This is a genomic window from Salipiger sp. PrR003, from assembly GCF_010500785.1.
Lineage (GTDB): Bacteria > Pseudomonadota > Alphaproteobacteria > Rhodobacterales > Rhodobacteraceae > Salipiger > Salipiger pacificus_A.
This window is the reverse complement of the sequence record NZ_JAAGOV010000063.1, coordinates 1-21,755: the sequence shown is the minus strand read 5'-3', so window position 1 is coordinate 21,755 and position 21,755 is coordinate 1. Positions and strand designations below refer to the sequence as shown.

The 21,755-nt window shown below is 58.5% G+C and carries 20 protein-coding genes and 1 pseudogene; 13 read left to right on the top strand and 8 right to left on the bottom strand.

Annotated elements, in window-relative coordinates; genetic code table 11:
- Positions 1–41: 41 nt before the first annotated feature.
- Positions 42–1,187, bottom strand: a complete 1,146-nt coding sequence (locus G0D83_RS22285; protein WP_164196848.1) for a hypothetical protein — start codon at positions 1,185–1,187, stop codon at positions 42–44.
- The gene (locus G0D83_RS22280) at positions 1,184–2,239 is read right to left on the bottom strand and encodes a replication initiation protein (RefSeq protein ID WP_255455861.1); all 1,056 of its coding nucleotides are present in this window, start codon (positions 2,237–2,239) and stop codon (positions 1,184–1,186) included. The genes G0D83_RS22285 and G0D83_RS22280 overlap by 4 nt, the downstream gene beginning before the upstream one ends.
- 1,596 nt (positions 2,240–3,835) lie before the next feature.
- Here G0D83_RS22280 and G0D83_RS22275 point away from each other — a divergent pair.
- On the top strand, positions 3,836–4,810 hold the full coding sequence (locus G0D83_RS22275; protein WP_164196846.1) for a hypothetical protein: 975 nt from the start codon (positions 3,836–3,838) through the stop codon (positions 4,808–4,810).
- Between the two features lie 438 nt (positions 4,811–5,248).
- Here the strand turns inward: G0D83_RS22275 and G0D83_RS22270 are convergent, their stop codons facing one another.
- Complete coding sequence (locus G0D83_RS22270; RefSeq protein ID WP_164196845.1) at positions 5,249–5,779, bottom strand: regulatory protein RecX; 531 nt, start codon at positions 5,777–5,779, stop codon at positions 5,249–5,251.
- A 71-nt stretch (positions 5,780–5,850) separates the two neighbouring features.
- Between G0D83_RS22270 and G0D83_RS22265 the strand changes: the two genes are divergently transcribed.
- The 3 genes from G0D83_RS22265 to G0D83_RS22255 all read left to right on the top strand — a co-directional run bounded on the left by G0D83_RS22265 (position 5,851) and on the right by G0D83_RS22255 (position 7,426).
- A complete protein-coding gene (locus G0D83_RS22265) occupies positions 5,851–6,531 on the top strand; it encodes a site-specific integrase (RefSeq protein WP_164196844.1) in 681 nt (226 codons plus the stop codon).
- Between the two features lie 69 nt (positions 6,532–6,600).
- On the top strand, positions 6,601–7,083 hold the full coding sequence (locus tag G0D83_RS22260) for a hypothetical protein (protein ID WP_164196843.1): 483 nt from the start codon (positions 6,601–6,603) through the stop codon (positions 7,081–7,083).
- A 121-nt stretch (positions 7,084–7,204) separates the two neighbouring features.
- Positions 7,205–7,426, top strand: a complete 222-nt coding sequence (locus tag G0D83_RS22255; protein WP_164196842.1) for a DUF1127 domain-containing protein — start codon at positions 7,205–7,207, stop codon at positions 7,424–7,426.
- A 637-nt stretch (positions 7,427–8,063) separates the two neighbouring features.
- Here G0D83_RS22255 and G0D83_RS22250 read toward each other — a convergent pair.
- Positions 8,064–9,488 (bottom strand): Glu/Leu/Phe/Val dehydrogenase, encoded by a 1,425-nt coding sequence (locus tag G0D83_RS22250; RefSeq protein ID WP_164196841.1) that lies wholly within the window; start codon positions 9,486–9,488, stop codon positions 8,064–8,066.
- Between the two features lie 593 nt (positions 9,489–10,081).
- On the opposite strand from G0D83_RS22250, the gene G0D83_RS22245 reads away from it, so the two are divergent.
- From G0D83_RS22245 to G0D83_RS22230, 4 genes are all read left to right on the top strand, one after another.
- Positions 10,082–11,128: a hypothetical protein gene (locus G0D83_RS22245; RefSeq protein WP_164196840.1), complete on the top strand. Its 1,047-nt coding sequence runs from the start codon at positions 10,082–10,084 to the stop codon at positions 11,126–11,128.
- Positions 11,129–11,201: 73 nt separating this feature from the next.
- Positions 11,202–11,678 carry a hypothetical protein gene (locus G0D83_RS22240; RefSeq protein ID WP_164196839.1) on the top strand — a complete coding sequence of 159 codons (477 nt, stop codon included), beginning with the start codon at positions 11,202–11,204 and terminating at the stop codon, positions 11,676–11,678.
- Positions 11,679–11,777: 99 nt separating this feature from the next.
- Positions 11,778–11,945 carry a hypothetical protein gene (locus tag G0D83_RS22235; RefSeq protein WP_164196838.1) on the top strand — a complete coding sequence of 56 codons (168 nt, stop codon included), beginning with the start codon at positions 11,778–11,780 and terminating at the stop codon, positions 11,943–11,945.
- The gene (locus G0D83_RS22230) at positions 11,923–12,414 is read left to right on the top strand and encodes a type II toxin-antitoxin system death-on-curing family toxin (protein ID WP_164196837.1); all 492 of its coding nucleotides are present in this window, start codon (positions 11,923–11,925) and stop codon (positions 12,412–12,414) included. Before G0D83_RS22235 ends, G0D83_RS22230 begins: the two co-directional genes overlap by 23 nt.
- A 15-nt stretch (positions 12,415–12,429) precedes the next feature.
- Here the strand turns inward: G0D83_RS22230 and G0D83_RS22225 are convergent, their stop codons facing one another.
- Positions 12,430–12,585 carry a hypothetical protein gene (locus tag G0D83_RS22225; protein WP_164196830.1) on the bottom strand — a complete coding sequence of 52 codons (156 nt, stop codon included), beginning with the start codon at positions 12,583–12,585 and terminating at the stop codon, positions 12,430–12,432.
- 68 nt (positions 12,586–12,653) lie between these two features.
- Positions 12,654–12,977, bottom strand: a complete 324-nt coding sequence (locus G0D83_RS22220; protein ID WP_164196836.1) for a hypothetical protein — start codon at positions 12,975–12,977, stop codon at positions 12,654–12,656.
- 729 nt (positions 12,978–13,706) lie between these two features.
- Here G0D83_RS22220 and G0D83_RS22215 point away from each other — a divergent pair.
- The 5 genes from G0D83_RS22215 to nrdF all read left to right on the top strand — a co-directional run bounded on the left by G0D83_RS22215 (position 13,707) and on the right by nrdF (position 18,529).
- Positions 13,707–14,060, top strand: a complete 354-nt coding sequence (locus tag G0D83_RS22215; protein WP_164196835.1) for a hypothetical protein — start codon at positions 13,707–13,709, stop codon at positions 14,058–14,060.
- A 630-nt stretch (positions 14,061–14,690) separates the two neighbouring features.
- Positions 14,691–14,912, top strand: a complete 222-nt coding sequence (gene nrdH, locus G0D83_RS22210; RefSeq protein ID WP_164196834.1) for a glutaredoxin-like protein NrdH — start codon at positions 14,691–14,693, stop codon at positions 14,910–14,912.
- Between the two features lie 9 nt (positions 14,913–14,921).
- On the top strand, positions 14,922–15,320 hold the full coding sequence (nrdI, locus tag G0D83_RS22205) for a class Ib ribonucleoside-diphosphate reductase assembly flavoprotein NrdI (RefSeq protein ID WP_164196833.1): 399 nt from the start codon (positions 14,922–14,924) through the stop codon (positions 15,318–15,320).
- A 59-nt stretch (positions 15,321–15,379) separates the two neighbouring features.
- Positions 15,380–17,455: a class 1b ribonucleoside-diphosphate reductase subunit alpha gene (gene nrdE / locus G0D83_RS22200; protein WP_203595642.1), complete on the top strand. Its 2,076-nt coding sequence runs from the start codon at positions 15,380–15,382 to the stop codon at positions 17,453–17,455.
- A 111-nt stretch (positions 17,456–17,566) separates the two neighbouring features.
- Complete coding sequence (nrdF, locus tag G0D83_RS22195; RefSeq protein WP_164196832.1) at positions 17,567–18,529, top strand: class 1b ribonucleoside-diphosphate reductase subunit beta; 963 nt, start codon at positions 17,567–17,569, stop codon at positions 18,527–18,529.
- A gap of 222 nt (positions 18,530–18,751) precedes the next feature.
- Here the strand turns inward: nrdF and G0D83_RS22190 are convergent.
- Positions 18,752–19,024: pseudogene (locus G0D83_RS22190) on the bottom strand (transposase); the annotation flags it as partial.
- A 255-nt stretch (positions 19,025–19,279) separates the two neighbouring features.
- A complete protein-coding gene (locus G0D83_RS22185; RefSeq protein WP_164196831.1) occupies positions 19,280–21,610 on the bottom strand; it encodes a mechanosensitive ion channel domain-containing protein in 2,331 nt (776 codons plus the stop codon).
- Between the last annotated feature and the right edge of the window lie 145 nt (positions 21,611–21,755).

Sequence of the window (21,755 nt, the reverse complement as noted above, 5' to 3'; positions counted from 1 at the left end):
TTGGTTTCTGGTCTCTTCGTAAAGGATCGGTGGAGATTTGTCTACGCGGCGAGCCGAGAAAACAAGAACAGGTAGTAATCGAGAAGCCAATCGTCGGGGACCCGGCGCTCTCCATTTAGCGAAAGGGTTTGCCATTGTTTGAAAACTGCAGGATCGCCTCCTTGCAGCGTTAGATGACTGTCGGTCAACTTCCGGTGCCAGCTCGAGAACAGACATGCGATCTCTGACCGGCGTCGAGCCGTCTCCTCGGCGCTCAGGTCCGGCAGCGAGCGTCCGTCACGGACGTATTGCTGCATCATCGACATGAAGCGCAGCTCAGGTGTCTCGTTTCCTGCCGGAACACCTTCCTTTTCGAAGGAAAGTAGAAATTCAGAATGGATCAGAAGAATATCGTCGGACTGCAGGCCGACTTTGGCGGCTTCGGGCATGATCATGTCATTGCGGTACATCGGATGGTCAGTGTACCAACGCTTGAGCGAAGAGATCTGCTCGGCCTGCTGCGCCAGCTGATACTGCTTGCGAATACCTGCAGCGATTTGGGCCTTCGCGTGGTCCGGCATGGAAGCATGCTTCTCACCGCGCTTCCATCGGGTATACTCGATGCAGGCGGGGAAGATTTCCAGATCTTCGACCGGGATCGAGTAAAGGGCTGCATCGTCCTCGTCGAATTTGCGCAGATCCTCATAGGTGTCAGGCTGGTATTGCTCCTGCTGGTAACGCACCAAACCTTCGAAAGCGGTATCACAGTCGTTACCTGTTGCATCCATGAGGAAGTACTTCGCCAAAACCACCACGTCGTCATTCGGATGACGCTGCAGCCGCTTCGCCCAGTTGATCTGACGCTGCCAGATGAACTCCCGAACAGGTGCTACGATCTCGACGCCGTATTCGTCCATAAGCCTTCGAACAAGACGCGGTGAGGGCATCTGGGGCTCTTCTACCCGCCTTTCGGCATAGCGGAAGTAGTGTACGTCGGGCTTCGCGAGGGACTCTGTACGAACCGGGTGATCGGCAGGGCGCCCAAGAACGTCGTTGACCCACTCCCGGTAGAGCAAATCGGCAGTGAACCTGGTGCCTTCTGCTTCCTTGCTCACCATCGCCTTCATCGTGTCGCTGACTTCCAACGCTTCCAACGCTTCATGAATGCGGCGGAGGGGAGCTTCGAGTTCTGCGGAGATTTGGGTCATTGGTATTCCATCATGAGTTGTTCGAGGTTGTCAGCATCCAGGATTCCCGACTTGGAAGCATACTGTGTTTCAAAGCGGACTCGCAGCCAGCGAAGGAAGGAAGCACTCGGGCCGGAAGAAATGTCTTCTTCGGTTGCGGCTTCACGCCATTCGTCAATGTAGGACTGTAGGTCCTCATCTCCTTGTCCATGGGCTTCCAACAGGGAGATAGCCTCATCGAGCGCCTCATCGGAGACAAGCAAGTCGCGGCCGATTTCTTCATCTGTGTGACCAGTCAGCATGTCGACTGTGAGCGCGTCGCGGTTCTTTGCCTTTTTGGTCTTGGCAGGCACGCTTGAAGCGGGGAGTTCGCGTCGAGGAATGATCGCAAACTCGATTTCCGTGACCCTTCCCCCGCGCCCGGACCGGATGTACCTGGTGCGCACTCCGAACGGAGCAAGGCTGTTGCATTCGTCAACAGCCCTGTCGATCACAGAGCGCCGAAGGTTGTCAAACCTTGTGTACTGGTCAGCCGGAACGCCCAACCTATCGCGGAATTCCTCGAGAGACACTTGCCACGTTCGGTATTTGCGCTTCTGGAACAAGGTGAGAATCTCAAAGAGCTTTGCGCCCTGGATTGTTCGAAACTGCTTGAAGAGAGCAATGTTGATCTTCGCGTAGATCTTGGGATCGAAGATAAACCGCATGAGAATGGGATCGAAGGCGTACTCGATGTATCCATTGAATGTGCGCGAGACATCATATGACAGGAAGTGGCAGCCCACAGAATGTGGGACGCCGTTTTCCTGATAGTCGATCTCGATCTTCACATCGGTAAGATTCTTGAGGCTACGCTCGAGCAAATCGATGCTCGTGTGACCAATGTACTGCAAGACGTCGACCACCTTCACCCTTTGGAGGCGCGATCGGTCGTCACGATTGTGCGACTGATGGAGAAGGAAGAGGAAGACTCGCATGTCCTGCAGTTCAAGCTGGTATTTTCCTCGGGCCATGATGAGGTCATAGCTCTTTCGGACGGAGCCATCAACGACGCTATTCTTGGATGTTGACATGGGTAGATAGTTCACTACAGTTTTTATGAAGAATACTTTACTTCTATTCTTGCATCACTCAAAGTCAACCGAAAAAATGAGTGATTTAGATAAAATCTGTAGTTGAAGAACCGGGTTTTGAGGAAATGTTGACATAAAATCTGTAGTTATCTTCATAAAATCTGTAGTTCAAAAGAATCTTAAGAGGCCATTTTATCCTTTATTCTCAGTGCATTGCGGGACCGGCAAAATCCTATGAATAGAGAAATGCGCGCGCGTGTGGGCGTATGCGCGTGGGCGTGTGTACGCACGCTCGTGTGTGCGCATGCGTGTAGTATTACTATACACCATTCTCGCGAACGTCTACCCCGCCGCTCTAGTAAGATTCCTTACTGCGCGGAAAGCGCCTCGTGGTCTGACCGATCTCCGCCGAGAGGGTAGGGACCTGTCCGGATCTGAGGTTACCCATGGTTTGGACGGTCCCATATTTGGGTTCCGGCCAGCCTAGTAAGATTCCCTACGGCGCGGAAAGCGCCTCGTGGTCTCACCGATCTCTGACAACACGGTGGGGACCTGTCTGGATCTGCCGGTTACCCATGGTCTGGTCGGTCCCTCCCGGGTATGATTGGTATCTGACCCTGTTGACCAGACCCAAGATACCTTCGGTGTCGTCCCGGATGGAGTCCCATGGCAGCGCGAAAGCGCTACTCCAGGTACCTAGTGCGGCTCTCCCGAACGTAGTACTGGCACCGATCCGGCCCTTGCCGAGTGTCAGAGGTGTTCGGCACCTGTGAGAGAGGATTCCTCCTTGGTAGATCGGATCCCGACGATCTGCAGACCTGCCTGTCCGACACCACCCAAGAAAGGTACCTTCTTCGCGTATGACGTTCGGTACCTGGGGCGCATAAACGCCCCGTAGAGACGTTTCCTCCCCCGTGGTAGGGGACACCCCCCGGAAGAGACGGAAACGGCACAGAGGCGCTTCTCTGACGTTCTCCCGGGCAATCTCGGGGACGGTTTATGGATTGACCAAAGGATAGCGTTCAGAGCGACCACGAGAGATTCCTCACGGATAGCGGGATCCTCGGTATCTTGGCGGGCCAAGGTACCTTTCGTCTGACTGATACCAACGCTTCAGGTGTTCCCTCGGACAACCACTGGAGCCGTTCAGCACGGTTTTCAAACAATCTGACGGTTGAGAGTCGGGACGACTACGAAGGAGGAGGATGACCGGCACCATGAAGTTTTTGGTTCTCGGCCTGTCGAGATGGACACATTCATCACGGCCAGAGAACCTTATCAGCCCGGATTACGTCCGAAAGACGCGTACGCCCCTCAGAGAAGGTTTTCCACCCTCCAGGTAGGGATGGACATAGGATGAGGCCGGAAACGCCACAGAACACCCCATTCTGGGCGATTACAGATGTTTCTGATCTGGATATACGACCTGCCTGACGTGATCGCCGGGTGTTTGCTATCCGTCGGAACTCAGCCGGGCAGGGGATCCTCCTTCTGCTCGAGGGGCGGATCCTTTCATGACACGGGATACCCTGGGCGATACTCGTCGTTAACCGATACAGACCATTTTTCATCCGGAAAAGCCGGAGCGGATAGCCCATGAAGACGGTAAGGATGAGATTGGCACAGGCGTTGACCTTGAGCCTTGCGGTGGGAATGACCAGCGGATGTTGGCCTGAGCGTGGCAGCGACAACTCGGGCGCCACGGAAGTGGCGGTTGAAGATCTCTACCCGACGGTTTTCCTGGCGAGGAGCTTTGACGAGTTTTCCCAACGGTTCGCGCCGGACCTGAGAAAGTTGCAAAGCTCGGAGAATGACCGGTACCGAGCGGTGATGAGAGGGATGGCCCAGACCATCGCGTTCAAGAACTTTGACGTATCGGTAGATGACTTCCGCAAGGCACTGCCATCGCCAGACCCGTTCGCGGATCTACCCGAAGCCGGTTCGGACGAGTTTCTGAAAATGTTCTACGAGGCCGGCCGGGATCTCCTGAGCGATGGGGGAATGACCTATGACAGCATTCAGAAGATCGGGCAGGCGCATCAAGCGAATGCCGTGACGAAGTACGAAAACGCGCTCTACACGTACATCCAAGCCCTGCGTGAGAAGCAGGTGTCCATCAAGCAGAAGGATGTTCAAATCCGCCAAATTCTCGATCTCGTGTCGTTCATCCAACCGAGCGTTGAGAGGGATGGAGCGAAGCTCTCGGTAACGGTCCAAGCCACCAACTCCACGGACGAAGACTTGCAGAGCCTCGTCTTGTCGGTCGGGGCGAAAGACCCGTCGAAGAGCTGGTCGGCCCCAGAGGCCATCGGCTCTGCGACAGTGCAATTCGACGGGCATTTCCAGCCAGGAGAAACACGGACTCTACAGTTCTCTGTAGATGGGTCCGCCTACAAGGGCGGAGCCATAAGTCTTGACGTTACAGGTCTTACGACACAGAGCGGGTTCTCTGTGGAAAATACATCGATGCTCGAACCTCTGAAGGTAATCGAGAAGCTCGTCCAGGATGCGGAGTGGAAGCGCCGGTCGATCGGTGACGAACTGTCGCGAGCAACCAGTAGCTACCCGTGAGCGGGTCAGGGGGCGGGAGCCGCCTTAGCGCTGCTTGCGGATCTCCGCTTGGCAAACTTGTTCCTGCGTTTCGGAACTGGAGACGTTGACCCAGCGTCTTCCGTGACCGGTGCAGAGGGGGTTCCGGTCTGGACCGGTTTCGGAGCGGGTGGAACATAGTTGAACGGGTCTACACGGCGCAGCCAGATATCCATGGCGAGATCGGTATCCTCCGGATGAATCCACCCGCCTCGTGTCACCCACTCTTCGATCTTGACGAAGCTCTGACCCTTCGGAGGTTGTGTGGTTGGAATGTTGGCTGCCGGGTATCCGCGGTCTCTGAAAAGTTGAAACCACGGCAGGTCTCGCACATTGTCCTGGCTCGGTCGAGTAACGGACTCCTCGGCGCCGCTCGGCGCAGGTTTCCTCGACTGACCACGCCGTTTCAGAAAATTCTTGTCAATTTTCAAAGTTGAATCTCCCGTCCAGGACCTGATTGCAGACATCGAAGCTGAAACCTTGCCGGGCCAGCTTGCCTAGATCCTTGTGTCGGTACTGATCCTGGTCATGGCCACGAAAAGGACCAATCTTCTTCTTCCGTGAGAAGGTAACGGCGGCGTCGAGTTCGCTTACGGAATGGTCGGTGAGGAGATCCCGGAAGTCGTCCGGGTTGAGACCTTTGGTCCTGAGCTTCCCTTCGATCTTGCGCCTGGAGAATCCTCGCGACCGCGCACTGTCGATAAATAGCTCCGCGAAGCGCGTGTCGTTGACATAGTTTTTCTCGTGGCAGTACCGGATGGTTCGGGTGATAGCGTCGTCAAAGTCGGCTGCCTCGAAAGCTGTTCCCTTGATTTTCCGTTGGACCTTCCGAAGAAGGATTGTTCTCAAGTGAGCCTGCGTGGTCTCATAGGACTTCAGGTAGTCAAGGGCGGTCTTCTTCAGGTCGTCGTCTGAAAGCAGCTCGGCGGCTGCTACTGGGGAGGAAATCATTATTGCTATGCCTGCTGTGCTTTGACAGTATGGTACAGAACAGGTCTTTTGTTCAAGTTAGAGGTGGCGAGATGCCAGAGAGAACGCCGAAAGAAAAGATTCTGAATTCTGGTCGGGTGAACGGGATCCGCATCCTGTCGGAAGCGGACATCACGGCGATGCTCAAGGTTGCGGAGACGACCAGGTATCCCATCCGGAACCGCGCAATCATTCTATTGGGGACTGATGCCGGCCTGACACCCCTCGAGATCTGCTACCTGAGGCGTTACCATGTCTATGGGGATGACGACCTGCTGGGCGAAACCATCGATCTGCGGGCAAAGCCCGGAACCTATCGTATGCCGCGGGTCATCCCGATGCCGCGAGATGGCAGGTTGTGGAACGCGATACATAGCCTGCTTGAGAATGCACCGGCGGTGCCGGCGGACCCTCTGATTATCTCGGAACGTGCCGTCGACGGTGGCAAGGCAACCAAGTACCCGGGGACGAAGGACCTGCGATCCATGCGGACGGACAGCATTTCCTATGTTTTCTGGAAAGTCATGGAAAAGGCCGGCATCCCGAATGCGTCGGCGCTCACCGCTCGGGCGACGTTCATCGTCAAGGCAGGTCGAGCAGCAGCGGAAAAGGGTCTTAGCATCCGCAATGTTCAGGAGATGACCGGATTGCGGTCCCTGGAATCTGTTCAGAGGCTGTTGGAGGCGAACGAGGCGGACCAGGTCGAGATCGTTCACGACCTGTTCAGTCGCTGACTCTACGCAAGGCCTTGCGAGTTTCCGCACTGGTTGTATTTTTCCCGCGAAAGGTGAGGGGAGTGCACAATGTCAGTGCTTTTGTCCGAAGAGTTCGAAGAGGTCATGTCGATGGCGATGGTGTCGCCCTTCTGCGACATCGATGGTCGGTCGGATGCCTACGAATTCTTATTTGAAGTCGATCCTGTCGAAGGCGAGCTGATCGAGGTTTGCGCTGATGGATACTCGATCCACGCGGTCGACAGCGCTGATGAGCCAGCGGTGATCTTACGGGAGCCGACTGGTGACATCTGTGGCTTCTACTATCGTTTTTCCAGCTGGATTGACGAAGAACATCGGGGCAGTGGGCTTGGCGTCGAAATGATCCTGGCCTACGCGGATCACTTTAAGGACCGGGCCTGGGAAGGCGATCTGGAGACCTGCATGGGCGGGCTGGGGTTTTCAGAGTCCGGCTATGCCATCCACGTACAGGCTCAGCAGAAAGCGGCTCAACGGGCGGTGGCTGTCTCGATGGATTGTGGTGAAGAGGTATCCGCGGCCCCTCGGTTCTAGCGAGAAAACCGCTTGGTCATAGAGTCGACATGCGCCCGTCGCATGTCCGTTATCTCTCTCTGGCGGTTGTGTTCAGGCAGAAGTCGGCAACTTGGCGGTTGCCAGCAACAGGAGAACACCAATGGCAGCACATGCGATTTCAAACGACGCCTTCGACAGACGCCTCAAACCCGGCCACGGCGTTTGCGCTGCAGCGACCCGGATCGTTGCCTGGGTCAAGGCATCGTCAGATGCAAAGAGAACCAGGACGCAGCTCGAGCAGCTGACAGACCGCCAGCTCGATGATATCGGAATTTGCCGAGGAGACATCCGGCTGATCTGTACCCGCCGGCTTCCTGTCTAGAAATTCCCAGTTGACGATATCCGTAAAGTGTACGTATCGTTGAGGTGATGATGGCGTCACCCACGTCGCCAGGATCAAGCTCAAAAGGGCCGATCCGACTTCTTGCGGTTTCATCGTCCGGAAGCGAACCCACGATAAATCGGGGATCGCGCGAGCATGAAGCTTCCGTCCGGGGGGCGTCCTAAGGGCGCAGCGCATTCGTTTCATTTGGAATGGAATGGAGGCCCGAAGGATGGGTTCAATCAAGAAAATTCGAGGATCGAAGATGAAAGCCCAAGGAGGGCGCTGCTCTTACTGTGGTTTGCCGATGTGGGACAAGGGGAACTCTGCCCACCGGCACGGCGGACAGGAAGGGCGGAGCCTGCCAAGGTCGCTGCGATGCACGGCTGAGCACCTCAAAGCGCGCTCGGACGGAGGTTCGGACGCTGCGAACAACATCGTGGCAGCCTGCCTTTTCTGCAAAACCGCTCGCCATCTCGGGAACAAACGCCGATCTCCTGAAGAGCATCGTGCCCACGTTCAAAGGCGGATGTCTCAAGGGCGCTGGCTTTCGTCATTGGCGTCGACCTCATGAGGGAAGCAGACTGATCTTTAGCAAGGAAAACCCGCTCACTGGTAGTGAGCGGGTTCGTCTTCTTTAGAGTCCCTTTGCCGCGTAGGCCGCGGCGACCTTCTGGATGCTGAGAGCGTAAGCGGCCGAGCGAAGATCGTCGAAGCGATCATCCGCCCTCCAGATCGCCCGCATGCCCTGGTAGGCCTCCCGCATCGTATCATCGAGGCCCGATCGCACCAGGTCGAGCTCGGAAGCTCCCCTTGCAAAGTCCTTCCTGAACTCTGCGGAAATGCCAGAGAGACCGTTCGACGAAAGAACCCTGCCGATTTCATCCACGAGCATCCCGTTGCGGGTCTCCTCGAGGCGTCTTTGCATGCGGCCAAATCGCATGTGGCTAAGGTTTTTTACCCACTCGAAGTAGGACACGATCACGCCGCCAGCATTCGCGTACAGGTCGGGGATGATGGTGACTCCGCGGTTTTTCAGGATCTCGTTGGCCCCGGCCGTGGTGGGCCCATTGGCGGCCTCGATGACAAGCTTTGCCTTGATGTTCGCCGCGTTGGTCTCGTTGATCACGCCTTCGACTGCGGCCGGGATCAGGATGTGGCACTCTTCCTCAAGGAAGCGGGCGGGGCCTTTTGCGCTGAGCACGAGGCCGGAGGGGTAGCCAGCCACGCCGCCGGTATTTCGGATGTGCCGATGGAGTGCTTCGATGTTGATGCCGTGCCGATCGACGACCGTGCCGTCCCGCTCGATCACAGCGATGATCTTGCTTCCGTCCTCCTCGGAAAGGAACTTGGCCGCGTGGTATCCGACGTTACCAAGGCCCTGGACGATCACGGTCTTGCCTTCGAGGTTTCCGGACAGCCCAGCGCCGGAGACATCCTCAGGGTGGCGGAAGAACTCCCGGAGAGCGTACTGTACGCCGCGGCCGGTGGCTTCTGTGCGACCCTGGATACCGTTTTGGCCGACTGGCTTTCCGGTGACGCAGGCGGCGGCATTGATGTCCGTGGTGTGCATCCGGGCGTATTGGTCTGCGATCCAAGCCATCTCACGCTCCCCGGTTCCCATGTCAGGGGCGGGGACGTTCTGGCTCGGATGGATGAGGTCGCGCTTGATGAGCTCGTAGGCGAACCGGCGGGTGATGTGTTCGAGTTCATCCACGGACCATTGGGTGGGATCGATGCAGAGGCCGCCCTTGGCGCCACCGAAGGGAACATCCGTGAGGGCGCACTTGAAGGTCATCAGAGTGGCGAGCGCTTCAACCTCGTCCTGGTTGACCGAGAGGGCGTAGCGGATACCGCCCTTGACCGGCTCACGATGCTCGGAGTGCACAGAGCGGTATCCGGTGAAGGTGTGGATTTGTCCACGAAGCTTCACACCGAAGCGCACGGTGTAGGTCGAGTTGGCGACTCTGATTTTCTCTGCGAGGCCGGGATCGAGCCCGAGTTTGTCCACGGTCGACTGGAACATCGCCTGGGTGGAGTCACGGAAGCTTTGGTTGGTCATTGAGCACCTCTTTTCCGTCGAGGTGCGCCCAGGCGATTAATGGAAGCTTTCTGAAATCAGATTTCCGAAAAGCCGCTCGGTCGTATCCGCAGTGGGAATGTCTTCTGACCGCCGCCGCTCCTTCCGGCCGGCGTTAACGTCATGGATGCTTGTCTGTGCCTATATTCAAAGGTGAGGAGACACATTGGAGGAGAGATAGAATGCTCTACGTGCTCGGCTTCGGAATTGGGGTGCTCGTCATGTCGCCGGTGATCTTTGGCGTTGTTGCCATCGGGATCGTAACCCGGCGAAAGGATAGCATCCACGCCTGAATTCCACCGGTTCAACCACAGATGCGTCGTAGACAGAAGGCGCAAGGTGCATCTGTGGAGTGGCCTCACTGACCGGTCGGCGCTTGCATGACGCTGATTTGCAAGAAACCCGCTCAGTCGTATGGACTGCGGCCTAGCTGCGCGGGTGCCCAGCCATTCTGTTCGGCAATGATCCACCAATACTCCGGAAGGCCTTCACCGAAGCGGAGGGGGCCAGACCGGAGAGGAAACTTGCTTGTGGCTGCTCATCTGTATCCTGACGGCAAAGAAAGCACAGGCCCCATGAGTGAGTTCCAGAAGTACATCGATATTCTGACCCAGAGAGGCTTCTACGAAGGTATGACGAGCCTTGACGGGCAGTTCCTGCACAAAGAGGTCGATGACACGGACGAAATCTGCATTCACCTGACAACCAAGACCTTCCCGGCCAACAAGCCGGGCGCCAACATCTGGCTTCAGGATCCTCGAAATGCCCGGCCGAAATTCCGGGAAGATGTTCTGATTGGCTCCCACGCGGACTTCGAACGAGAACTGCTGGATCGCATTGTGGGACTTGAGGTCGTCCAGGCGAAATCGACCCTCGAGGCAGTCTGCAGGATCCACAAGCGCATGGGCGTCATGTACGGAACGATGGAGCACAAGGCTTTTCCGGCGCATGACCCGGCGCCGCATCGCCTGCATGATCGCGTGAAGGACTACATGGACGCCAGCCGCCTGGCCAATGCGCTCGACAGCAACGCGAGGGTCGATGGTGCGACCATGCCGGACCTCAAGCGTGTGGTGACGCCCGGAAAGGTTTCACGCCTGACAGACTTCTCGCCCCCTCATCAGGTGCCCGGGTTCGCCGAAAGAAAAAAGAAAATCAACGATGGTGCTTTCGAGCTGACGGTCGCGCATCTCGAGTTCTTCGATGGTGTGGTTCCAAGTGATGCGACACCATCGGAGGGTCACTACGTAGTCCTCTACGATGAGGCGGGCGAAAAGGTGGTTTTCCGTCATCTCCTCGAGCCGACCGAAGATGTCGCATTGGACCAGGAGAGGGCCTATCTGATCGCAGCCGCGGTGGAAGCCAGCAGGAAAAGTTTTGTGGCAGACGGCGCGGAGTTCCTGGCCGACTACTTCACCAGCGAGCACGCGAGCGTACCGGCAGCTGAATTGGCATTCGACCTGGTGAGGGAGGATCGCTTCGAAGACCTTGGCGAAGGTGATGATGAACTGCTCTGGGTCGAATTTGCGGATGAGTTGCACGAGAGGATCCATGGCTTCAGTTATGACATGGAGTCGGTCCTGGCCCCTGCGATGAACGCGCCGACCTTCGCAGAGTGGTGAACATCCATAGGGTGCTCTGCCGCCATCCCGACAACCCAATCCCTGAAACCTGAAACCGCACCTGGAGTCCCACATGACACGCACCCCTGAAGAGAATGCTCTTGACGAGATGATGGAAGAAGAACGCCGCGAGGCTGCTGATGCAGTCGTCCAGAGTATCCCTGCCTTCGTTGCAAACGACTTCATGGAGTACGAGGAATGGGCCGCCTGGGCAGCACCCGTGATAGCCCAGAACGCTGGAAAATTCGCGGTGGAATACCTCCCGGAAATCCATGAGGCTGCCGAGCGGGCGCTGGGCAGGCGCCTGGATAACCGCCTATCGGAAGAGATCGAGACTGCGAAAGCGGAGATCAGCGACACTGATCTCAAAGCGCTCGAGGAAGCTGGCTGGCGCGTGGGCCATGATCCTGAGGGCGAGGTAACGGCCGTCGTCATGTTGGTGCACGACGAACTGGAGCGTGTTTGGCCGCTCTCCGATATCCCCGGCGCCCTCAGAGATATTGGCGCGCCGGTGCCTGGAGAGGCTGACACACCTGGGATGGGCCTTTGATACTGGCTCCGGCCATGGCTGAGCAACCTGGGTTTGTTGAATTCACGGAAAGCTGCTAGGTCTGGGTACACGGCAGCACTTTAAGAACGAGAGATGACGATGACTGACCACGAAGACGCAAAGAAGCCTGATGAGGCCAATGGTGAGCAGCAGGGGCAGAGTGCCCGCGAGCGCTTCATGAGCCCTACGCAGAGCAAACTTCTTCAGGCCGGTATCGATAGCCTGAAGAAGAATGGAGCTGCGTATGACAACCTCAAGAACAGATAGCATCTCGATCGAAGATCAGATGGGCCTCCCGGACGCCCACACGTTGCAGCTCATCCACGACATCGAGCTCGAGCGCTCAGGCGGTCGAGCGGGCATACGGGACATGAACTTGCTCGAGTCCGCCGTTGGCTCGGTTGTCACTGCGATGAGCTTCGATCCCGAGATGGACAAGGTGGATGCGGCGGCAAAGCTCGCGTTTGGCATCATGCGTAATCACCCGTTCACGGACGGGAACAAGAGGACATCGCTGGCGGCCGCCGAGATGACTCTCAAAGGCGCTGGCTATCAGATCGTCGCTGATCCTGATGACATCGCAGACGCGATCGTGGAGTTCGCTGCCAACGCGAAAGGCTACGAGGAGGTCTCTAGGTGGCTCAGGGCCAATGTCGAACTCGACATGGAGTTTGCCTTGGCAGACAGTCCCGCTGTGCTCAAGGCAACGGCTCCGGCGGAAGGCCTGCGCCACTGAGGCGCAGGATTCTGGTCAGTCCCGGGCGCCTTCTCTAGCACCAGGAATTTCAGTGATCCGGCGGTGGGCTTCAGCTTTCAGAGCTTTCGCTTCGGCAGGTGGAAAGCCGAGATCAGCGAAGACGTTGCCTCCGGAGGGGGTCACGTGCTCGATTACAATGGGGTCTGGCATGATGTCTTCCTTTTGCACACACGATCAATGTAGTCGATCCTCGTGAATAAGGATAGGCGTCTCAGGCTCTACAGTGGGCCGGGTGCCGGTGCGACAGAAGAAATTTCAGGATAGAGGTCGAATTCATGGTCGGGCGCGAGGCGCCGGAAGACCTCGATCACATGAGATGCTTCCTCGTCTTCGATGAAGAGTGGGTCCAGAAGGAAGGGGAGGTTTTCAGAGGCATGGCTGCGTCCATCCGCAAGTCCCCACAGGTGAACGGACGAGTGCTTGGTGCCAAAGAAGATCACGAGGGCGAGATCATCTGAAAGTCGGCGGGCGGGATGTTCCTTGCGGCCGCGGGCGGCAAGGTTCGTATATTCGACTCCTAGTGCGGCCTCGAAGTTGGGCATGTCATCACTTGTCATCTCTCGGCCTCTCTAGGTTGTAGCGTCTTGGAATCTCGGAGATCCCCGGACCCGGTTTGCGACTCCATAGGCGCTGGAAGGTCTGACGTAGAGGCTTCATTGTGAGTACGTCCTCGACGCCTCTATTAAAGGCCTGCTCGTCCAGATGTGGTCCGGGTGGGGGAGGCTTGGGGATCATGGTGTGGGGTTTCCAGATTGCGTGGACTGTCGTTGCTGGTGGCACTTGCAGAGGCCATGGGGCCGGCTACAGCGAAGGCCTGATTTCAGGTTGGGATTGATCAGCATGGGGTGCTCCTTGCTCTGGTAAGTGGTTTTGCCCTTGGGAGTGTCGATACCGCCGAACCTTTTGAGCTCACGAGGATGAAGCGCTCGATCTCGTCGGAGACGCCGAAGTGGGCGAGCTGCAGATGGTCTCCGCGACACCCCGAAGTCAGTGTACCAACGTTGGCCAATGCGGCTCTGGCATCTGGTCCATGCCGGGCAATGAGGTAACGCCTCATCTGCGCCGAGATTGCTAGCTGACATCCGGTTTCAGAGCCCTTGGTCAGTAAGTCCCCGTTCTCCTGGCAGAAGGTGAGAAACCGGTCCATATGTGCCTCGGTGTCGGCGGGTAGAGGGAGCTCGCTGCCGATCGCAGGACCTCGCTGGTGCAGAGGCACAAGGCGCAGACCCAGCGCAATTTTCAGGATCCGCTCGGCAATACTCAGGAGAGCCATGTTCAAGGGGTTTTTCAGTGGTGGCATGTCAACGAATTTGGCCGCCTTGCTTAACGAATGGTTAAGGCGTAGCGTGGTTTCGACTTTCAGAGTACCGGTGAGCAAGACCATGGATTGGAGTGACCCTGCACAACGCCTCGAACTTCTCGAAGCCGTCGGCCCTGAGGAGTACGGGCGACGATTAGTGAACCATGAGAGAGCAAGCGTGATCGAGATCGTGAATGGCTACCCGATACGGTTGGCCAAGACCCGATTTGGCATGCTCTTCGCGCTGGGCGGAACCGAAGTCGCCTATAGCTCCCTGGCCCAAGCACGCGAGCAAGCGCGCAAGTTAGGGCCTCGAGTGGCGTGAGCTCATCTTGACTTCGTGATCGAGCCTACAACATCAGGAGGGTCACGGGCCGCCACGCGTCCTTGCCTGACATCCTCGTGGGGAGTGCAACAGGGCGGTCTTTCATAATCCTAGGAGCCACAAGTTCCTTCAATCTTCTCGGAGTATCTTCGTTGCTGGAAGAGGCTTCAGGTCACTTCCAATGCTTTCTCTCAGTGAAACTTGCCGCCGTGCGCATCCAGCGTTCGGCGGTTTTTTTTTGGTGATTTTGCCCGATGTCGAGAAATTTGTTCTTGCAATGTATCCTTATAAAGCGTAGAGCTATCTTCAGCTGCTCGTAGTTTCGGTTCACACTTTATGAGTCAGTTAGTCACTTTCGTAGGTAGACATCGACTAGGCTCCTTCCCTTGGAAGGAGCCTTTTTTCTTCGGAGAATCCTAGGGTTGTGAAGAAGGCTCCAACAGAGCTTTGTCGCATTCAAAACGGCCTCCATCTGACGATGAGCGCCCAGCGCGATGAAGGCCGGCGATGGCCGTAAAATCACATTAATCCATGTCCGATATACCACGTCAGTGGTCTCTCCAAGTGTTGCTGAACGCTTGAGTAATCGGGCGTGGCCGCTTGAAGAACATGTCGAAAGGAAAGACAAAGATGAAACCTAAAGTGTACTCCAAACCCAACTGTGTGCAGTGCACCGCAACGACCCGGGCGCTTCGTTCGAAGGGCATCGACTTCGATGTCGTTGACTTGACCGAAGACAGTGAAGCGATGACGAAGGTGACCGAACTTGGGTATCGTCAGGCACCAGTGGTGATGGCCGGCGAAAGCCATTGGTCGGGCTTCCGTCCGGACCTGATCGCGCAGATCGCCTGATCGCCAGCTGTGGGTGAGATCGTCTATTTCTCATCCCGCTCAGGGAACACGCATCGTTTCGTGCAAAGCCTCGGCCTGCATGCGGTGCGTGTTCCTCGTTTGGAGACCGAGCCCTTCCCAGAGGTCTCACGTCCGTACGTGCTGATTACCCCGACGTATGCGGATGGCGAGGGTAGAAAGTCTGTTCCCAGGCAGGTTATCCGGTTTCTGAACGCTCCTGAAAGACGTGGATTGCTACGTGGGGTTATTGCGTCCGGCAATCGGAACTTCGGGGCGAACTTCGCTTTGGCAGGAGACGTCGTGGCGCAGAAATGTGGAGTGCCGGTGCTCTACAAGTTTGAACTTGCGGGAACTGACGCAGACGTCGCCCGCGTAAAGCAAGGATTGATGGAATTTTGGAAAAACTGAATTTTGAAGGCGACCCCACACCTGCGGGGCAAGAGCTCGACTACCACGCGCTGAATGCGATGCTGAACCTCTATGATGCGGACGGCAATATCCGGTTTGACGCCGATCGCCAGGCTGCCCGGCAATACTTCCTGCAGCATGTGAACCAGAACACCGTGTTCTTCCACTCGCTGACAGAGAAGCTCCAGTACCTGGTCGACGAGGGCTACTATGAGCCGGAGGTGCTCGAGCAGTATGAGCCGGAGTTCCTGCAGTCTCTCTGGGATGGCGCCTATGCCCAGCGCTTCCGGTTTCCCACGTTCTTGGGTGCCTTCAAGTACTACACCTCCTACACTCTGAAAACGCGCGACGGTAAGCGCTACCTCGAGCGCTACGAGGACCGCGTTGTCATGACGGCGCTGGCCCTCGCGCGCGGGGATGAGGAACTGGCCCGCTCGTTCGTCGAAGAAATTCTCTCCGGCCGCTTCCAGCCGGCAACACCGACCTTCCTGAACGCCGGCAAGAAAAGCCGCGGTGAGCTGATCTCCTGCTTCCTGCTGCGCGTCGAGGACAACATGGAAAGCATCGGTCGCTCGATCAACTCTGCACTGCAGCTCTCCAAGCGCGGCGGTGGTGTCGCCCTGATGCTGACCAACGTTCGGGAATCCGGTGCGCCCATCAAGGGCATCGAAAACCAGTCTTCGGGCGTCATTCCGGTGATGAAGCTCCTCGAGGACAGCTTTTCTTATGCCAACCAACTTGGCGCACGTCAGGGGGCAGGGGCCGTCTACCTGAACGCCCACCACCCGGACATCCTGAAATTCCTCGACACCAAGCGTGAGAACGCGGACGAGAAAATCAGGATCAAGACCCTGTCGCTCGGCGTGGTGATCCCGGATGTGACCTTCGAGCTCGCCAAGCGCAATGAGCCCATGTATCTCTTCTCGCCCTACGACGTCGAAAAGGTCTATGGCGTGCCGTACTCGGAGATTTCGGTCACCGAGAAGTACGAGGAGATGGTCGAGGACAAACGCATCCGGAAGACCAAGATCAACGCGAGGGAGTTCTTCCAGACGCTCGCTGAAATCCAGTTCGAGAGCGGCTATCCCTACATCATGTTCGAGGACACGGTGAACGAGGCGAACCCGATCGCCGGCCGCGTCACCATGTCGAACCTGTGCACGGAAATTCTGCAGGTCGCGGAGGCTTCGGAATACAACGCCGACCTGAGTTTCTCGAAGCTCGGAGCCGACATCTCGTGCAACCTCGGATCGCTCAACATCGCCAAGACGATGGATGGCCAGGATCTCGGTCGCACGGTGTCCTCCGCCATTCGTGCGTTGACCGCGGTCTCTGAAATGTCGGCGATCGACTCCGTGCCCTCTGTCCGTCGTGGCAACGACGATAGCCGGGCAATCGGGCTTGGGCAAATGAACCTGCACGGCTTCCTGGCGCGCGAGCACATCCACTACGGCAGCGAAGACGCGATCGAATTCACGTCCGTCTACTTTGCGGCCGTTGCCTATCACGCGATCCGCGCATCGTGCGATCTTGCCAAAGAGAAGGGCGCCACGTTCAAGGGGTTTGAGAACTCCAAGTACGCGGACGGAAGCTTCTTCGAGAAGTACGTCAGCCGCGACTGGCTTCCTACCCGAGAGCGCGTGAGCGAGCTGTTCGAGTTCATCAGCCTGCCGACCCGGGCCGACTGGGAAACTCTGAAAACGGACGTGATGAAGTACGGCATCTACAACCGCAACCTTCAGGCGGTGCCGCCGACCGGTTCGATCAGCTACATCAACAATTCGACCTCCTCGATCCACCCGATCGTGTCGAAGATCGAGATCCGCAAGGAAGGCAAGATCGGCCGCGTCTACTACCCGGCGCCGTTCATGGACAACGACAACCTCGAGTACTACCGCGATGCCTATGAGATCGGTCCTGAGGCGCTGATCGATGTCTATGCCGCGGCGACCGAGCACGTGGACCAGGGACTGTCGATGACGCTCTTCTTCCCGGCGGAGGCAACCACCCGCGACATCAACCGGGCGCAGATCTACGCATGGAAGAAGGGAATCAAGACGATCTACTACATCCGCCTGCGCCAGGCCGCCCTTGAGGGTACCCAAGTCGAGGGCTGCGTCTCCTGCAGTCTCTGATCCATCAGAACGCCAGCGCGGCCGGGTAGGCCGCGCATTTACCCCGGGTTGCTCTCTCCATGCGGAAATGACGGCCCGGGCCCCCACAAGATTTCAAACCGAAAGCAACCCATGACTGACATCAAGATCCCCCGCGCGATCAACTGGAACCGCCTTCAGGACGACAAAGACCTCGAAGTGTGGAACCGGCTCACCGTGAACTTCTGGCTGCCGGAGAAGGTGCCGCTGTCGAACGACGTGCCGAGCTGGGCGACCCTCAGCGAAGCAGAGCGTCAGCTCACCATTCGCGTGTTCACCGGCCTGACCTTGCTCGACACCATCCAGAACAGTGTGGGCGCCCCGGCGATGATGCCCGATGCGCAGACACCTCATGAAGAGTCTGTGCTGACCAACATTGCCTTCATGGAGGCCGTGCATGCGCGCAGCTACAGCTCGATCTTCTCGACGCTGTGCTCGACCAAGGAGGTGGATGAAGCCTTTCGTTGGTCCGAAGAGAACCCTCACCTGCAGGCGAAGGCCCGGGCCGTGCTCGAGACCTATGCGCCGTCGGGAGACCCGCTCAAGCGCAAGATCGCGTCCGTCTTCCTCGAGAGCTTCCTGTTCTACTCGGGCTTCTACCTGCCGATGTACTGGTCGAGCCGGGCGAAGCTGACAAATACGGCCGATCTCATTCGCCTGATCATCCGGGATGAGGCCGTTCACGGCTACTACATCGGCTACAAGTTCCAGAGGGCCCTGGAGCGGGAAACGTCAGAGCGCCAGCAGGAGCTGAAGGACTACGCTTTTGGTCTTCTGTTCGAGCTCTACGAGATCGAGACCAGGTACACCGAGGAGCTCTATGACGACATCGGCCTCAGCGAAGAGGTGAAGTCCTTCCTGCACTACAACGCGAACAAGGCCCTGCAGAACCTTGGTTTCGAAGCGCTGTTCCCGTCAGAGGCCGCGGAGGTGAACCCGGCAATCATGGCCGCTCTGAGCCCCGACAGTGAGAACCACGACTTCTTTTCAGGATCGGGCTCGAGCTACGTCATCGGCAAGGCCGTGGCCACCGAAGATGAAGACTGGGACTTCTGAGGACAAAGTGTAATAAATCTGACCTCGGCGATGCAGACGCCGCCGAGGTCTTCACGGCATGTGTCCCGGATGTTGACCAGGGCGGAGGCCATGGCCGGACATATGCTTCGCAACTGAGTAGACCGCATCGCCCCCTTCCATGAAGTTGTGGTCGGCGAACTGTCATGGCGGGAGGGGTGCTTCGGTAATCCCCCCATTTTTGCGGGGGCTTGGTCGTAGACTTTACGCGGCCATCTTCAGTTTCTGGGCGGGTGTCATGCCGCCATTGCCCATGTTGGGGCGCTCGTTGTTGTAGGACCAGAGCCACTCGGTGGCAATCTGCTGCACCTCGTCGATGCTCTCGAAGATATGGAGGTCCAGCCATTCATGCCGGACCGTTCGGTTGTAGCGCTCGACGTAAGCGTTCTGCTGCGGTTTCCCGGGCTGGATGTGTGCCAGGGCGATGCCCTTTTGCTCGGCCCATTCCATGAGGGTGCCGCTGATGTATTCCGGGCCATAGCACGTCGGGAAGAAGCGCTGTTTTGAGGTTATGGCCGCGCGCGCAGCCCTCAAATAGCGCAGCGTGTGGCCATAACCGGTCGCAGGTCTCAATGCGGATCCCCGGCAGCACCGGCGAAAGCCAGCGGGTCGAGATCTCGATCCAGTAAGCGCGGCTGCCGCGCTGCCATGCGGCGGGGCGTCGGTCGTGATCAATGAGAAAGGGCCGCGCAGCATCGCCGCGCGGCCCCTTTTCTTGTCCTGTGAAGGTCCTCAGTTGTCGCCGGGGGTCTCGCTGCCCTCCGCGACGACATGGAAGGGCTGGGTCGCGCCCGATTTCGACTCGCCCAGATAGATCGTCTGGTGCGGGAAGGGGATCTCGATGTTGCGGGCGTCGAACACCTCTTTCAGCACACCGTTATAGGCCCGGCCAACCCCCCACTGGGTGCCCGGCACGCACTTGATCCGCGCCCGCACCACCACGGCGCTGTCGCCGAAGGCATTGATGCCGAACCACTCCAGATCGCCCATGATGTTGGCCGCCTGCTCGGGATCGGCGCGCAGCTGCTCGAAGGCGTCGAGCATGGCCTGCTTCACCTCGTCGATGTTCTCGCGGTAGGCCACGCCCATGTCGCAGACGAAGTAGCCGAACTCGCGCATGAAGTTCGTGACCATGTCCACCGACGAGAACGGGATCAGGTGGTAGGCGCCGCTGACGTCGCGCAGGCTCACCGAGCGGATGGTCAGCTTCTCGACTACGCCGGTGGTGCTGCCGGCGGTGACCACGTCGCCCACGTTCATCGCGTTCTCGAACTGGATGAAGATGCCGGTGATGATGTCCTGCACCAGTTTTTGCGCACCGAAGCCGATGGCAAGGCCCAGCACCCCGGCCGAGGCGAGCAACGGCGCGATGTCGAGACCGATCTCGGAGAGCACGAACATCAGCGTGATGACGACCAGCGCGATGGTTGCGGCATTGCGCAGCAGCGTCAGCAGCGTCTGCTCGCGCGAGGTCGCCACGGTGCCGTATTCCGGGTTCAGGCGATAATCGACCCACGAGGTCATGCCGACCCAGATCGCGAAGGACACGAGCAGGACCGCCACGACCGAGAACACCGTCGCGGTGAACTCGCGCCCGAACTGGCCGGCCATCCACGCCCTCAGGTCGATCACGCTGATGGCGTTGAGGGCGAAGATCACCACGAGGGCGAAGATCACCAGCCGCAGCACGAAGAGCGCCTTCGGCACGAAGGTGTTCAGCCGCCGCTGCAGCGCCGGCAGGCGGGCGTTGACGGTGTCGGGAAGCTGCACGCCGTTGACCATGGTCCGGGTCATCACCCCCGCGACCGCCACACCGAGGATCGCCACCAGAAGCACCTGACCGGAGTTGATCAGCGACAGGAAGGCGGCGTCGCCGGGCTGGACCAGCACCAGCACCAGCATCACCAGCAGGTAGATCAGGGCCGGGATGTGCCAGTTGCGCGCCAGCACCTGAAGCCCGCCACGCTTCTTCTTGGGCGTTTCGGGCGTGCCCATCGGGAACTCTTCGCTGGCCGGGGTCTCGACCGGTTCGCCCTGTTCCTCGAGATGGGATTCGCGCACCATGTCGGCTTTGCTGCGGCCACCGCGCTCGAGCCAGTCGGCCACCGGTCGGCGGTTGCGCAGCACCATCCAGATCGCAAGCCCCACCACGATCACCGCGATCAGCGCCGAGACGGCGCGGCCCGCGGAGGCCGAGATGCTGGCGTTGAGGATCGGCACGATCAGCAACTGGCCGTAGCCCACGATCCCGACCATGAAGTTGAGCCGCGACCCGAGGTATTTCGCGGAGCCGTCGGAGATCGGCAGCGGACGCAGGCTGCTCGAGGCCGGCGACACGATCAGGCGCACGCCCACCTTGGCCAGCTCGACCAGCAGGAAGGCGTTGAGATAGAGCGTCTGGCGAATTCCGATCTCGCCGAAATTGCCAAGGAACAGCGTCGCGATGAGATAGCCGGCAGCCCAGGCGACGATCACGATCAGCGCGTCGATCAGGGCGGAGGCGATGAACAGCAGCGTCGTGCGCAGGGCGCCGCTGGCCTCGGCCTTGGCGTCCATCCGGGCATAGAGCGATTTGCCCATCCAGCGCAGCGCGAGGAACACCGCCACCGTCACGACGATGATCAGGGCCAGTTGCTTTGCGGCTTCGAGCAGCACGCCGGCCTCGCCGCCGCTCAGGCCCTCGAAGACCATCGGGGCGCGAATGATCTGGGTCCAGGCGGTTTCGAGGCCCGAGGCGATGTCCTGCGCGGCCTCCTGAGTGATCAGCGCGATGCGCCGGCTGAACGAAAGCGCCTCGGGCGGGGTGGCCCCATCGGCGGCGAGGGTCTCGACGATCTGGTCGTCGACCGGTGCGTCGGCCTCGCTCTGCGCGGCGCGAAGTTCGTCGATGAGGGCGGCCCGGCTGTCGTCGTTCTCGATGACGTCGAGGAGCAGGTCGAGATTGCTTGGGGCGGGCTCGGAGGCCGTGGCCTCCTGTGCCAGCATCGGGTGTGGAAGGATGGCGCTGCAAGCAAGCGCCACGAGGAACAGCATCGCTGCGGTCCAGCGTCTCGGAAAGGTCATGTCACCACGTTTCTTCCTGCATTCCCCAAGTGGCGTGTCGTTTGAGGTGAAGATCGCCTGTATCCGAGCGCTAGACAAGGATTTTCTGCCGCAAGCGGCACCTGCGGTCGCGCAGACTGCTGGATCTGGACGGATCAGACCGCGA

Coding starts and splice junctions, on each gene's coding strand:
- G0D83_RS22225 (WP_164196830.1), bottom strand. CDS start 12,585: ATGCCAGACCCCATTGTAATCGAGCACGTGACCCCCTCCGGAGGCAAC.
- G0D83_RS22185 (WP_164196831.1), bottom strand. CDS start 21,610: ATGACCTTTCCGAGACGCTGGACCGCAGCGATGCTGTTCCTCGTGGCG.
- G0D83_RS22215 (WP_164196835.1), top strand. CDS start 13,707: ATGTTCAAGGGGTTTTTCAGTGGTGGCATGTCAACGAATTTGGCCGCC.
- G0D83_RS22250 (WP_164196841.1), bottom strand. CDS start 9,488: ATGACCAACCAAAGCTTCCGTGACTCCACCCAGGCGATGTTCCAGTCG.
- G0D83_RS22285 (WP_164196848.1), bottom strand. CDS start 1,187: ATGACCCAAATCTCCGCAGAACTCGAAGCTCCCCTCCGCCGCATTCAT.
- G0D83_RS22230 (WP_164196837.1), top strand. CDS start 11,923: ATGACAACCTCAAGAACAGATAGCATCTCGATCGAAGATCAGATGGGC.
- G0D83_RS22275 (WP_164196846.1), top strand. CDS start 3,836: ATGAAGACGGTAAGGATGAGATTGGCACAGGCGTTGACCTTGAGCCTT.
- G0D83_RS22280 (WP_255455861.1), bottom strand. CDS start 2,239: ATGTCAACATCCAAGAATAGCGTCGTTGATGGCTCCGTCCGAAAGAGC.
- G0D83_RS22265 (WP_164196844.1), top strand. CDS start 5,851: ATGCCAGAGAGAACGCCGAAAGAAAAGATTCTGAATTCTGGTCGGGTG.
- nrdF (WP_164196832.1), top strand. CDS start 17,567: ATGACTGACATCAAGATCCCCCGCGCGATCAACTGGAACCGCCTTCAG.
- G0D83_RS22240 (WP_164196839.1), top strand. CDS start 11,202: ATGACACGCACCCCTGAAGAGAATGCTCTTGACGAGATGATGGAAGAA.
- nrdE (WP_203595642.1), top strand. CDS start 15,380: ATGCTGAACCTCTATGATGCGGACGGCAATATCCGGTTTGACGCCGAT.
- G0D83_RS22270 (WP_164196845.1), bottom strand. CDS start 5,779: ATGATTTCCTCCCCAGTAGCAGCCGCCGAGCTGCTTTCAGACGACGAC.
- G0D83_RS22260 (WP_164196843.1), top strand. CDS start 6,601: ATGTCAGTGCTTTTGTCCGAAGAGTTCGAAGAGGTCATGTCGATGGCG.
- G0D83_RS22235 (WP_164196838.1), top strand. CDS start 11,778: ATGACTGACCACGAAGACGCAAAGAAGCCTGATGAGGCCAATGGTGAG.
- G0D83_RS22245 (WP_164196840.1), top strand. CDS start 10,082: ATGAGTGAGTTCCAGAAGTACATCGATATTCTGACCCAGAGAGGCTTC.
- G0D83_RS22220 (WP_164196836.1), bottom strand. CDS start 12,977: ATGCCCAACTTCGAGGCCGCACTAGGAGTCGAATATACGAACCTTGCC.
- nrdH (WP_164196834.1), top strand. CDS start 14,691: ATGAAACCTAAAGTGTACTCCAAACCCAACTGTGTGCAGTGCACCGCA.
- G0D83_RS22255 (WP_164196842.1), top strand. CDS start 7,205: ATGGCAGCACATGCGATTTCAAACGACGCCTTCGACAGACGCCTCAAA.